Source organism: Streptomyces sp. NPDC001315, from assembly GCF_042896175.1.
Lineage (GTDB): Bacteria > Actinomycetota > Actinomycetes > Streptomycetales > Streptomycetaceae > Streptomyces.
Genome location: NZ_JBIAWZ010000014.1, coordinates 73,162 through 86,077, shown reverse-complemented (window position 1 = coordinate 86,077; position 12,916 = coordinate 73,162). Strand labels below are relative to the sequence as shown.

At 71.0% G+C, this 12,916-nt stretch carries 12 protein-coding genes; 6 read left to right on the top strand and 6 right to left on the bottom strand.

Going from position 1 to position 12,916, the window contains the following annotated elements; all coding sequences use genetic code 11:
* Positions 1–120: 120 nt before the first annotated feature.
* Positions 121–2,274, top strand: coding sequence for a histidine kinase (locus ACFY16_RS30420; protein WP_390650388.1), 2,154 nt, complete (start codon positions 121–123; stop codon positions 2,272–2,274).
* Positions 2,275–2,335: 61 nt separating this feature from the next.
* On the top strand, positions 2,336–3,058 hold the full coding sequence (locus ACFY16_RS30415; RefSeq protein WP_390650387.1) for a response regulator: 723 nt from the start codon (positions 2,336–2,338) through the stop codon (positions 3,056–3,058).
* A gap of 63 nt (positions 3,059–3,121) precedes the next feature.
* Here ACFY16_RS30415 and ACFY16_RS30410 read toward each other — a convergent pair whose 3' ends face one another.
* Entirely contained in the window at positions 3,122–3,583 is a 462-nt protein-coding gene (locus ACFY16_RS30410) for a hypothetical protein (protein WP_390650386.1), read from the bottom strand.
* 215 nt (positions 3,584–3,798) lie between these two features.
* Here ACFY16_RS30410 and ACFY16_RS30405 point away from each other — a divergent pair, with 215 nt between their 5' ends.
* From ACFY16_RS30405 to ACFY16_RS30390, 4 genes are all read left to right on the top strand, one after another.
* Positions 3,799–4,155, top strand: coding sequence for a sortase-dependent protein (locus tag ACFY16_RS30405; protein ID WP_390650385.1), 357 nt, complete (start codon positions 3,799–3,801; stop codon positions 4,153–4,155).
* Entirely contained in the window at positions 4,152–4,769 is a 618-nt protein-coding gene (locus ACFY16_RS30400; RefSeq protein WP_390650384.1) for a class F sortase, read from the top strand. Before ACFY16_RS30405 ends, ACFY16_RS30400 begins: the two co-directional genes overlap by 4 nt.
* Positions 4,770–4,910: 141 nt before the next feature.
* On the top strand, positions 4,911–5,402 hold the full coding sequence (locus ACFY16_RS30395) for an RNA polymerase sigma factor (protein ID WP_390650383.1): 492 nt from the start codon (positions 4,911–4,913) through the stop codon (positions 5,400–5,402).
* Between the two features lie 566 nt (positions 5,403–5,968).
* Entirely contained in the window at positions 5,969–6,850 is an 882-nt protein-coding gene (locus ACFY16_RS30390) for a PhzF family phenazine biosynthesis protein (RefSeq protein ID WP_390650382.1), read from the top strand.
* A 148-nt stretch (positions 6,851–6,998) separates the two neighbouring features.
* Here the strand turns inward: ACFY16_RS30390 and ACFY16_RS30385 are convergent, their stop codons facing one another.
* The 5 genes from ACFY16_RS30385 to ACFY16_RS30365 form a co-directional block, all read right to left on the bottom strand.
* Positions 6,999–7,355: a MerR family DNA-binding protein gene (locus tag ACFY16_RS30385; RefSeq protein ID WP_390650504.1), complete on the bottom strand. Its 357-nt coding sequence runs from the start codon at positions 7,353–7,355 to the stop codon at positions 6,999–7,001.
* 36 nt (positions 7,356–7,391) lie between these two features.
* Entirely contained in the window at positions 7,392–9,485 is a 2,094-nt protein-coding gene (locus ACFY16_RS30380) for a SpoIIE family protein phosphatase (RefSeq protein WP_390650381.1), read from the bottom strand.
* A gap of 112 nt (positions 9,486–9,597) precedes the next feature.
* Entirely contained in the window at positions 9,598–10,770 is a 1,173-nt protein-coding gene (locus ACFY16_RS30375) for an acyltransferase family protein (protein WP_390650380.1), read from the bottom strand.
* Positions 10,771–10,973: 203 nt separating this feature from the next.
* Positions 10,974–11,477, bottom strand: coding sequence for an NUDIX hydrolase (locus tag ACFY16_RS30370; protein ID WP_390650379.1), 504 nt, complete (start codon positions 11,475–11,477; stop codon positions 10,974–10,976).
* Positions 11,478–11,856: 379 nt separating this feature from the next.
* A complete protein-coding gene (locus ACFY16_RS30365; protein WP_390650378.1) occupies positions 11,857–12,579 on the bottom strand; it encodes an FAD binding domain-containing protein in 723 nt (240 codons plus the stop codon).
* Positions 12,580–12,916: the final 337 nt, after the last annotated feature.

The following is a 12,916-nucleotide window of genomic DNA, read 5'->3' as shown; positions in this document are numbered from 1 at the left end:
GACAGGGTGGCGGGGGAACGCAGCACTCGTACGTCGTAGGCAGCAGCGGTACCCCTGCGTCGGGCGCAGTGATGGCGCTTGCGCGGTGACAACCCCGGCTTCTGCTGGGAGCCTTGGCCCGTGGCAGGAACCGGTGTGGCGGCCCGTCAGGGCATGGACGGCGGGGGCCATCGGGCCCCCGCCGTCGGCGTGCTCGTGGTGACCTGGGGCCTGGCGGTGACGGCCCTGGTGCTGATGGGTGTGGCGGATCCTCCCTGGGACGCGACACAGTGGTACTTCGTCGTGGATGCCGCGGACGCGGTGGTGTACGGCCTGGTGGCGGCCGTGGTCCTGAGTCGGCGCATGCATCCCGTGGCCTGGCTGGTGGCGTCGACCGCGGTCGGCGGCGGCGTGGCGGCGGTCACGGCGCAGGCGGTGACGTTGTGGGCGCGGGACGCCGGTCCCGGGGCCGTGCCGCCATCGTGGGCGGTGCTGCAGGGCACGGCCTGGATACCGGGGACACTGGCACTGGTCCTGATCGTTCCGTACCTGGTGTCGGAGCATGCCCCGACACATGCTGTACGGACGGCGATCGGCGTGGGAATCGCGCTGATCGTCGGCCTGCTGGCGGTGCGGCTGACCGATCCGTGGCCGTGGCCGGAGGGAGAGCCGTCCGCACCGTTCGCGGTCCGCGACGCAGGGTGGGGGCGGCTGGTCGAGCCGGTCCAGCGGACGCTGCTCGGTTGTGTGGTGGTGCTGGGGCTGCTTGCCGCGGGCCACGCGGCGCGTCGCCGTATGCGGGACACGACAGGGGCCGGCCGCGGGCTCGGCTGGCTGGCGATCGGTACGGCGTTGGTGGCGGTGACGTTCCTGCCGCTGGTGCTGTTCACGGGCGAGGGGCCGACGGCCCTGCGACTGTTCACGCCGCTGACGCACCTGGCATCCCAGGCGTTCTTCCCGGCGGCTGTGCTGGTCGTGGTGCTGCGGCAACGGCTGTGGGGCATCGACCTGGTGGTCAGCCGGGCGCTCGTGTGGTGGCTGCTCACCGGTCTGCTCGTCGCCGGTTACTTGCTGACGGTGGCCGTGCTCGGACTGCTGCTGCCGGGCGAGGGGGCGCTGGGCAGAGTGCTGGCGACGGCGGCGCCCGCGGCCGGGATCCAGCCCGCCCGCGGCTGGCTTCAGCGGCGCGTCGACCGGCTCGTGCACGGGGAGGCGGCGGCGCCCGCCCTCAGCCGGGTCGGGCGGCACCTCGGCAGCGCGGCCGGTCCGCAGCAGGCGCTCGCCGGTATGGCGGAGAACATCGCCGCTTCCTTCAACCTCGGCTCGGTGGTGGTCCTCGACGAGGACGGGAAAGCGCGCGTCACCGTCGGCGACCCGGCGGGTTCCGAGCCGGTGGTGGTCGCGCTCGTCGTACGTCAGCGGGCGGCCGGGACGCTGGTGGTGACGGCGCGTCCCGGGGAACGGCTGGACCGGCGGGCCCGCTCCGCTCTCGACGAGGTCGCGCCCGTCGTGGCCACCGCCGTTCACCTCGCCGCCGTCACGCGCGAACTGCGCGAGTCGCGCGGCCGACTGGCCGCCGCGCGCGACGACGAACGCAGAGCGCTGCGCCGGGAACTCCACGACCAGTTGGGTCCGGCTCTCGCCGGCATCGGCCTGGGGCTGGCGGCTGCCCGCAACATGGTCCCGCAGGACTCACCGGCAGACCCGCTGCTGGCCAGGCTGCGCAGCGAGGTCGATGCCCGTGTCGAGGAGGTTCGCGTCCTCGCCCGAGGGCTGGTCCCGCCGGTCCTCGCCGAGCTGGGCCTCGTACCGGCGCTACGTGAGCTGGTCATGCGTCACGAGGCGGACGGTCTCATCGTCGTCGTGCGCGCCGACAACGACCTCGTACACGGGGACGGCACCCGAGATCCGACGGCCAAAGGCCCCGACGTCCCCAGGGAGGTGGCCGGCACCGTCTACGCGGTCGTCGCGGAGGCCCTGCGGAACGTCGTACGGCACGCCGGGGCCCGGACCTGCGCGGTCACGGTGACGGGCTTGGCCCCCGCCGCCGGCGACCTGCTGACGGTGAGCGTGGAGGACGACGGGCGGGGTATCGGCCCCAGGGCCCGGCCCGGTATCGGCACCCAGTCCCTCCGGGAACGAGCCGAGGCCCTGGGCGGCACGATCGGCTGGGAGGGCGGGGCCGGTGGCCAAGGCACCCGGCTCGTTCTCCGCGTGCCGCTGCGGCCGGCGAGCGGCGGGCACGGGCGGTGGTACGAGCAGGAGCACGACGAGGTGGGCGGCAGCATCGGATAGGCCCGGCTCGGGACACCGAGCCGGGGAGTGACCGAGCCGGAGGCGGAAAGAGGACAGCGCCATGGGGGACGACACAGAACAGGGCGGAGCGGATCCCGGTCCCGGGATCGGCTCAGGGATCGGTGCCGGTTCGGTGCGGATCATCGTCGTGGACGACCATCCGGTGTTCCGTATGGGCATGACCGCACTGCTCGGCTCGCTGCCCGGGCTGACGGTGGTGGCCGAAGCCGAATCGCTGGCGTCGGCGGTGATGACGGTCCGAGCACAGCAGCCCGACGTGGTCGTCATGGATCTGCACCTGGGCGATTGTGCGCCGTCGGGCGTGGAAGCCACGCGGGAGCTGCTGCGCGTCCGGCCGGGCACGTCCGTCCTGGTCGTGACGATGCTGGATGACGACGACTCGGTGTTCGCCGCGATGCGGGCCGGAGCCCGCGGCTATCTCCTCAAGGGCGCCTCGCCCGCCGAAATCGAACGGGCGGTCCGGGCCGTGGCCAACGGCGAGGTGATCCTGGGCCCGGCGGTGGCCTCGCGCGCAGTGGCCCAGCTGACCGGGACGCGCTCCGCCGGCACCGCAGCGGTGGCGCTGCCGGAACTGACGTCGCGGGAACACGAGGTCCTGGACCTCGTGGCCCGGGGCCTGGACAACCTGGCGATCTCACGGCGTCTCGTGCTCAGTCCGAAGACCGTACGCAACCATTTGTCGAACATCCTGACCAAGCTGCAGGCAGCCAGCCGCGCCGAGGTCATCGTCCGCGCCCGTCAGGCGGGGCTCGGGGAGAACTGAGCGGACCGCCTGGCAGGAGTACTCGAGTAGGCGGTTCCACCACCGCTGCCCGGGACGAGCGTTTCAGTCGCAGAAGAACAGCTCAAGATCGTCGATGGACCCCGGCCCGGTCAGGAATGCCTCGGCCTCGGCGATCTCGTTCTGCGGTGGCGGCCCGTCCGCCGACAACTGCCTCATCCAAATCTCGCCCTGCTCGCCCATCGCGTAGATGCCGGACAGCACCTCGGCCATGCCCGCAGGGCCCGCCGGGCGGCGTCCGACGACGGGTCGGAGCTCCCACCCGCCTGCCCGCGCGGCGAGCCGCAGCACGCCGGCCCAGTTGGCGATCCGCCCGATGCGGACGTGCCACGAGTCCTCGGTGAACGGCGCCATCCGTCCACCGTGCAGGGCGTTGGTGGCGACCGTGATGTCCTCGATCACCTGCCGTTCCACGGCACTACGGACCCAGCGCCCTTCCTGGGATTCCTCGATGGCGGCGGACCACCACTCCCATGCGCCGTGGAGTCGGGCGGCGAACCTGTCCATGCCCCAAGGTTTCCATGCATGGCGTGCTGGTTCTCCGAGGGGTCCCTCGCGCTGTCGCGCCGTACGTTCAGGGTCCGTTCGGGCACGCCCCGATGGCCTCCGGTGGCTTTGCCGTTCCTTTACAACCTGTTCCTTCGCTGCCTCGTCTCTCTGCTCGATCCGTAACCCAACCCGCCGGTCTCCTGGGCCGGCGGACCGACGAAAGAGAGCGATTCATGCGCCGAACTGTCCTCAGTTCCCTGGCACTTGCGGGCACAGCCGTGCTGGCCGGCACGGTGCCCGCGTTCGCCGACGGAACGAGCCCGAGCCCGGTCCCCACAGCCCGGCCGACCGCAAGCGCCGCCCCGACCGCGGCCACTCCCACCCCGGAGCCGAGCACCGCCCCGACCCGGGCGGCTACCCCGAGCCAGGTCAGCCGAGTGCCGAACGGAGCCCCCGACACCGGTGTGGCGTCGGGGTCCACGCAGTCCGGAGGCGAGGGCGGGCTGATCGGCGGCGGGGCTGCCGCGGTGCTCGCCGTGGGCGGCGCGTCGGTCTTCGTCGTACGACGCCGACGGGCGAACGGGGCATGACCTCACTCTCCAGGCGTGCGTTCGCCACCGCGGCGCTGGCCTCGTTGCTCGTGGGCTGCGACGGCCACGGCACTGGCCGGGCCACGACCGCACGATCGAGGAGCGCGCCACCGCCCTCGCGGCCCTCCGCACAGGCGAGCACGGTGCCGGCTCTCGGGCGTTCGGTCCCGGTCAGACTGCAGATCCCGGCCATCGAGGTCGACACCCCGGTCATGCGGCTGGGGCTGGCCGCGGACGGCAGTGTGCAGGTGCCCCCGATCACGGCGCACGATCGGGCGGGCTGGTACCGGTACTCGCCGACGCCGGGCCAGGTCGGCCCGTCGGTGATCCTCGCCCATGTCACGGTCGGCTCTTACGGGGACGGGATCTTCCGTCACCTCGCGGACCTGCACCAGGGTGACCGGATCGTGGCACGCCTGGAGAACGGCAAGGCGGCGATGTTCGCCGTCGAGTCCGTACGGACGGTCGCCAAGGCGGACTTCCCGGCGGACCAGGTCTACGGCAACGTGGACCGGCCGGAGTTGAGGCTCATCACGTGCGGTGGTCCCCGTACCGGTGACGGGTACCTGGACAACGTGATCGTCTTCGCCGCGCTGAGCTCCGCGAGCCCCTGACCCGACACCGGATCCCGCCATCCACCACCCGGATCCCGGATCCCGGACCGATGGAACGTACGCCACCGGCCCGGGATCCTTCCATACGAGCCATACGAGCCATACGAGCCCTTACGAATGCCGTCACGACCATGGAGAGCGTTGAAACGGTCCCGCGACAAGGCAGCGTCCGAGCTGTTCGCCGCCCTCTACCCACGCCTCGCCGGCTGGTGCCGCCGTCTGGTCGACGACGACGAGACGGCCCACGAGATCGCCTCGGAAGCGTTCACCCGGCTCTGGGCCCGCTGGACATCCGTGGAGGAGCCCCGCGGCTTCCTCTACGTCACCGCGGCCAACCTCGTCCGGGACCACTGGCGCAAGGTGGAGCGCGAGCGCAGAGCCGTGCGCCGTGCCACCTCCGAAGCCGCCGTCCGCCCCTACACCGAGCAGGCAGACCCCTCGGTGCGTCTGCTCGTGCAGTCGCTGCCGGAACGACTGCGCGTCCCGCTCCTGTTGCACTACTACGCTGACATGCCGGTCCGGGAGGTGGCCGTGCTGACCGGGCGCAAGGAAGGAACCGTCAAGGCCGACCTCCACGCGGCCCGAGAACTGCTCCGCGCCCACCTGAGGAGAAGCCTTGATCACAGCCTCTGACGAGGGTCCGGACTTCGACCCCGACGACCCTCTCGCCGTCATCCTGCGACCCACCACCGAGTACCTCGGCCCTCCCCCCGGTCAATACGAAACGATCCGCCGCAACGCCACGCGCCGCCGGCTGCTCCGTGCCGCGGCCGGGGTCGGTCTGACGTGCGCCGTCGCCGTCGTCATCGCACTCCCGCTCCACCTGACGACATCCGAGGCACCCGCGTCCCCGGCGATCCCTCTCGCGCCGCCGCCCGCGAGCAGTCCCTCGTCCGGGAGCAGTCCTTCGTTCGCGCCCACCCCTTCGGCGTCCCCCGAGCCCGTCAGCCCGAGTCCCACCGGGAGTACCCGGACCGACATGTCCCGTACCCCCTCTTCCCCGGCCGTTCCGACTCGCGGGCCGTCGGCGACACCGACCGTGCCATCACGCGAGCCGTAGCCAGGATCGGTCTCTCGGGCCTGCCTGTCGCAGTGGGTCTGCCGGTGGATCCTGCACCCTTTGTATGCACTGCGCGTGTACCCGCCTGCACTACGATCGCCGCCGTGACTGACGCCATTGCCCTCCTGCGGGACTCCTGGTGAACGGGAGCGGTCTGCCCGTCACGATCGTGCGTGCGTGTCTGCGTGAAGGCCTCGGTGGCAGTCCTACCGCGGTCCTGGACGAGACACCCCTGAGCGATGACGAGCGCCGTGCCGTGCCTGCTCTGGCGGGCACCTCCCACGCTGTCTTCATCTCCGCGAGCGGCGGCGAGCGCAACGGTGCTGATGTGTCGTTGCGCTTCTTCACCGCCGAGGGAGAACTGCCCGCGTGCGGCCATGGGACGGTCGCGGCTCTGGCCGTCCTGGCCGAACGTGGCGGACAGCCGGAGTGTCAGGTCACCCTCAGCGCGTCGGGACGGATCTTCACCGGTCATGTCGTCCGGGAGAACAGCCACTTCAATGCCGTCTTCGACCCGGGATCGGTCGGCTTGCGTGAGCCCACCGCGAGCGAGCACGGTGTCGTCCTCCGCGCCTTGGGTGTCACCTCGGACACGCTCGCACCCGGTACGTGCGTCGCTTCCCTGGGACGGCCACGGCTGCTCGTCCCCGTGGCCACGCGGTCCGCTCTGACCGGCCTGGTCCCGGACTTCGACAAGCTTCGCGACGCCTGCGACCGACTCGGCCTGCTCGGTTGCTACGTTCACTCCGTCCCGACGGCCGACGGCCGTGTCGCCGCCCGCATGTTCGCCCCCTCGATCGGTGTCCCCGAGGACATCGCCAACGCCAACAGCACTGCCTGCCTTGCCGCCCACCTGGCCCGCCAGGGCATGACCGGCATCACCGTCGACATGGGCGACTCCCTCGGCAACCCCTCCGCCATCACGGCCGTCGCACGGCGCAGTGGGGCCGGCCCGCTGGTCCAGGTCGGTGGCACCGCGAGAGTCGTGCGAGTCCTGCGCCTCCAGGGCACGCAGCCATGAGCGCGACGGCCGACCGGACACGACCCGGCGGAGGGCACGCCCGGGGCGGTGGCACCTCGACGCGTACTGCCTATGGTCTGCCGGGGTCGGTTCGGGTCCCGACGGACTCCGGCTCGTCGGCCGGCCGGGCAGGCCGATCCTGACGCGCTCAGGCCGTGCCGGGCCGGCCGGCTGCCCGCAGCGGGCATGCGGTGCCGGCACGCGCCGTCAGGTCGGCCCGCAGCGCGGCGAGTTCGGTCATGCGCGCGTCGATGACCTGGATCTTCTCGGCGAACAGTGCGGACAACGCTTCCGCGGCGTCCGGCGCCCGGCTCAGTTCCTCGCCGTGCCGCGCGATCTCCGCGAGGGTGAATCCGAGTGTCTGCGCGGTGCGGACGTACCGCAGCCGGGGCACGGCCTCGGGCGGGAAGTCGCGATAGCCGTTGGTCAGCCGCCGGCCCATGACGAGGCCGATCCTCTCGTAGAACCGGATGGCGTCCTTGGTCAGACCCGCCTGCGCGGCCAGCTCACGACCAGCTCGGCCCGGCCGGTGGGCACGCGCTCAATGCCGCGAGTCGGTGACCGACCTGAAGGGGCGTGCGCGGGCGATCAGGAGGGCGACGTCGTCGTGGTCGTCAGGGTGGCGGAGTTTCTGAAGGAGTCGGTCGCAGGTTTCTTCCAGGGGGGAGTCGGGTGCGTCGACGAGGTGCAGCAGGGTGTCGAGCCGTTCGTCGAGGGGGTGGTGGCGGGTCTCGACCAGGCCGTCGGTGTAAAGGACCAGTTCGTCGCCCGGTGCGAAGCTGACGGTGGTGGTTTCGAACGGGACACCGCCGACGCCGAGCGGGGTGCCCGTGGGCAGGTCGTGCAGCCGGGGCTGCTCGCCGCCGCCGACCACGACGGGAGGCAGGTGGCCGGCGTTGGCGATGCGGAGCTCGGCGCGGTGGGGGTCGTAGACGGCGTACAGGCAGGTGGCGATGTACTGCTCCAGCCGTGATGTGATCGTGTCGAGGTGCTGGAGGACCTGGGCGGGGTCGAGGTCGAGTTCGGTGAAAGCGGCGGTGGCGGTGCGCAGCCGGCCCATGGCGGCGGCCGCGTCGATACCGCTGCCCATGACGTCACCCACGACGAGTGCGGTCCGGTCGCCGGCCAGGGGCAGGACGTCGTACCAGTCGCCGCCGACCTCGTAGGCGGCCTGTGCGGGCAGGTAGCGGGAGGCGACCTGCAGGCCGGGAAGGCTCGGCGGGTGGTCGGGGAGCAGGCTGCGCTGCAGGGTCACGGCGGCGTTGCGCACGCTCTGGTGCGTGCGGGCGTTGTCGATGCAGACCGCGGCCCGGGAGGCCAGCTCGGTGGCGATGGCGAGGTCGTCCTCGTCGAAGGGCCGTGGATCGCGGGCCCGGGTGAGGCCGAGAAAGCCGAGGACGGTGCCACGGGCGGCGAGCGGGACGGCCATGTAGGAGTGCACTCCGGCGCGAGCCAGCAGCATGGCCGCGTCCTTGTCGCGGGCGATTAGGCCCAGGTCGCCTCCCTCCACGTGGCGGACCAGGACGGGCCGGCCGGTACGCACGCACCGGGCGGCCAGACGGTCGGCGTCGTACGTGGCGATGCGGCCGGGTGGATCGGCGGCTTCGAAGGCGTCGGTGGGGTAGGCGGCCTTCACCGCGAGGGCACGGAAGAACACGGGGCCGTCGCGGGAGACGGGACGGTGTTCGTCGAGGAGGGAGTCGAGCACGTCGACGGCGACGACGTCGGCGAACTCGGGAACGGTCACGTCGGCCAGTTCCCGGGCGGTCTGGTCGACCTCCAGGGTGGTGCCGATACGGGCGGAGCCGTCGGCGATCAATGCGAGGCGCCGCCGTGTCTCGCCGGCCTCCAGCGCCGACCGGTACCGCTGGGTGACATCCACGACCAGCTCCGCCAGACCGAGAATGCGGCCCTGAGTGTCCTCGAGCCGGTACATCGAGATCGACCAGGCGTGCTCGTGCCCGGGGTCGGCCGGGGTGCGCCCGACGATGGTGGACTCCTCGACCAGCGGGTTTCCGGTCCGGAGGACGTGCCGCATCGCGGCCTCGGTCTCTTCGAAGTCCGTAGCCCTCATGATCTCGCGGTAGTGGCGGCCGAGGTGGTCCGCCGCCGGACGGCCGTGCATGCGCTCCAGAGCCGGGTTCACGGACACATACCGCAGATCGGTGTCGAAGATCGCCACCCCGACGGGCGACTGGGAGATCAGCCGGGTGGACAGGGCGACGTCCCGTTCCAGCTCACGCAGCGTGGGCGAGTCGGTGCCGAGTCCGAGGGCGTAGAACTCGCCGCGGTCGTTCATCAGCCGCATGTTGCGCAGCTCCACCAGTCGCGTGCCGCCGTCCTTGCGACGGATGGGGAACGTTCCGGCCCAGCTCTGTCCGGTCTCCATGACCTCGATGAATGTCTTGACCACCCATTCCCAGTGCTCTTCGTGCACGAGCACATGCGCGGCGTACCGCCCGAGGGCCTCCTCCGATGTGTAGCCGTACAGCTCCTCGGCCTGTGGGCTCCACAGGACGATGCGGCCCTCGGCGTCCAGCAGGACCGCGGCGACACCGAGGAGGTCCATCAGCCCACTCGGCGGGCTGATGTCACCCTGCCCGAGGCCGGTGGGAGGACGCTCGAGTTCGCTCATCGCAGGCACTCCTTCCGACCGCCGGGGAGGTGTCCTCCTCTGTCCGGCCGGGAACACGGCCGGCCTGGGTCTGCAGGCGCTTCGGCTTCCAGGGTCCCCCTAGACCCCGAGATCACACACTTTCGTTCACGTCCACGTCCGGCCGGACTGCTGCTGGACCGGAACCCGCCGTGGACGACCGTCGCGTGTTCGAGGAGCGTCGGCCGCGGAGCAGCAGCCTTCTGGCCGGGCGTTCCACTGCCTCGTACAGGACCCATGACAGTCCCAGTGACACGGCGAACACGAAGGCGGTGCAGGCCAGGCCCGCGGGCACACCGAAGCGGGGGGTGCCGATGAGGCTCCTGCCGGCTCGCAGCACCAGGAGGTGGACCATGTAGAAGGCGAACGAGAGCTCCCCGAGCCGTACCAGCCGCCGATGCCGCCACAGGGAGGGCAGGCCGCGCAGGTCGGCGACGGCGGCCGCCGGGATGAGCAGGGCGAAACCGATCAGGGTGCAGGCTGTGGCCGGATATCCGGCGGTGACCTGAGGCACGAGGAAGTAGCCGATGATCGCCACGGCGAGTGAGGCCTCCAGACCTGGACCGCGCCACCGGCCGAGGACCACCAGGCGGGCCACGGCGGCACCGAGGACGAACTCGGGCAGACGGGCCGCGGGAAGGGAGTACAGCTGTTGGCCCAGCCGGCCTTGGGCGTCGTACCAGGACAGGATCAGTACCGCCAGCACCGATGCTCCAGCCAGGACGGCCGATCCGCGTGTGCGCAGCCGGCGCAGCACGAGTGCCAGCAGCGGGAAGACAGCGTAGAAGAAGGCCTCGCATGCCAGGGACCAGCTGACCGGGTCCAGCGTCTGCCACCAGGGGCCCCACCAGGAATGCATCAACAAGACGTTGGCCAGGCCCTGACCTGGCGTAGGCGTCGGCAGAATCCCCAGGGTGCATGCCATGAGCAGCGCGAGCGTGGCGGTGACCAGGTGTACGGGGTACACGCGGGCGATGCGCCGTCGCCAGAAGGCAAGGGCGCGGTCGACCGGTCGGGCGGACCACATCAGTACGAAGCCGGACAGGATGAAGAAGAACGACACCCCGGTGCCGCCGGCCCCGAATCCCCACGTCAGGATGCGGCCGCCGGTGCCGCCGAAGTAACCGGCGTTGCGTACGTGCAGTCCGAAGACGAGCAGCGCGGCCACCCACCGCAGGCCGGTGAGGGACGGCAGCGGGGGCGCCGAAGCGGGCGGAGAGGCATCGGAATCCGTCGCTGAGACGGTGTGCGGTGACGTCCGGGCCATCTGGGGCGCCGCCGTCCTTGTCTCACCTGTCAGGGGATGTTTCGTGCCGAGCATGAAAGGCAACCTTGCCGATTACGCACGGTTCATTCCGCACTCGTACGAAACATCACACGGACGCCGACGCATATGGGGGTCGCGCCTTGTCTCGACAGCCGCTGTCGCAGCCGCAGTCGCAGCCGGCCAGCAGTTCAGGGGATTTCCGATCAGCGGACAATATGCTGGGGCAGGGCCCGATATCGGCCAAATGCTTCGCGGGCATCCGGAACGAACTCCTGATGACGCGCAAGGTCGATCAGTTCGAGCTCGGTGAGCCAATCATGCCAAGCGATTTCTGATGGGTCGGGCCGGGCGGGCTCCGTGACTACGACCTCGTGCAGACCGAGCCAGTAGGGACTGATCGCTCCCGCGCACAGGAACTTGAACACGAACTGCGGGCGGCCTCGGACACCGAGCTCCTCCGTCAACTCCCGTGCGGCGGCGTCTTCGTACGACTCCGCAATGCCCACGGCGCCTCCGAGCATCCAGTTGAACTGCCCCGGGAAAAGGGAAGCGTCGTCGGGACGGCGGTGCACGAGGATCCGGCCGTCGGCGTCACGGCACACGATCGTTGCTATGCGATGCAGCCATCCCTGGCGAATCGCCTCACCCCGGTCCACAACAGCCAGCACTTCGTCCCGCTCGTCAACGCGCTCAACAAGTTCGCCCATGGGGCACACGATGGCAGAGAGCAGCGAGGCCGGTCCCGGAACCACGCTCCCTGGATCATGTGGGGCGAGGCGGCGGCCGCCGCATCTGACGCACACCTGCCTGCCCGTTGGGTCCACGAACGCCTCGCCGAGGCCGGTTACGACCGACCCGCCGACTCAGTACCGGCGATCAAGGTGTTGCGGAAGGCTGCACCCGGTCTCAGCCTGCTCTCGGCCGTAGCCAGCTTGCGGAAGAACGCGGCGGCGCACCGCCCGTGGCACCAAGGGCCCTTGGGCAGCCCCACCGACGGTGAAGGGCCGGCGCAAGCGGATGCGGGGCATCGCGCGGCGGGTGGGCTGCGGCGCTCCAGTGAGGCACACATCGCCCGAGAGGGCGTACTCAACGGTCGGCGGCGCGGGCCAGGACGTCGGTGACCTGTCGGCGGACCGCTCCCCGGGCTGTGGCGTGAAGGGCCCCGACAGCCGTACGAGCGAGGGCGCGGAGGACCTGCTCGGGGTCGGCGTCATACGCAGTGCTCTCGCTCAGCACCTCGTAGCCGTCGCGGACGGCGACGCGAAGGCGGCTTCGTTCCTCACTGTCGGCGTGCACAGCCGCGGCGACGACGAGGGGCGGCGGTCCGCCCGCTTCGCCGGGCAGCTTGAGGTATCCGCTGGCCACCGGTTCACGCCAGCGGAGGCTGAGCAGCAGGTGGTTCTTCGCCAGAACCTCGGCCAGGTCGGTCTCGTAGGTCCTGTCCGGTTCCAGCACCCTTGCTCGGGCGTCCAGTACGAGCGCGGCGGGCAGCAGGCAGCGCAGCGTACTGCCGACAAGGTTGCCGCCGACCGTGGCTGTCCGGCGCACGGCTCCGGTTCCCACCGTTGCGGCCGCCCGACTCAGTACCTCCGGCACCCGGCCGTCGATCCGGTTCAGCACCACCGCCGCTCCCAGCACCTCGCGCCCCATCACGTTGGCCTCTGGCACGTTGCGCAGCGACACGGCCTGTTCAGGGAAGCCGTCCCGCTGCCAGGTGGCCCACACCAGAGTCGCCCCGCCTATCGGTACGGCCCCCTGGGCCATGCACTCCTGTGCTTCGGACACGGACGTGGGCAGATGCAACAGCACGGTAACCGACCTGCTTTCCGGGGAGCTGAGGATGAGATGCGGGTCGCGACAGTCAGCGATAGGGGCGCTGACTTTGCGCATGATGCCCTCGCGCACGGGGGCGTATACAGGGCTCACACTTTCGCGCTGTGCGCCCGTCGATCCGGACGGCTCTTCCCCCACATCTCACCCAGCCGTTCCTGCGACTGGCGCTTTCCGTGATTACACCCGTTTGCCGTGCTGCGTGCGACATTGCCGCACTCGGCCGTCAGGGTTGCGGAGTGTAGAGCAGAACCCCCACGGTCACCGGCAAGGGACTCCGTGTGCTGTCGCTCCTCCCGGACGATCGCCCATGTCT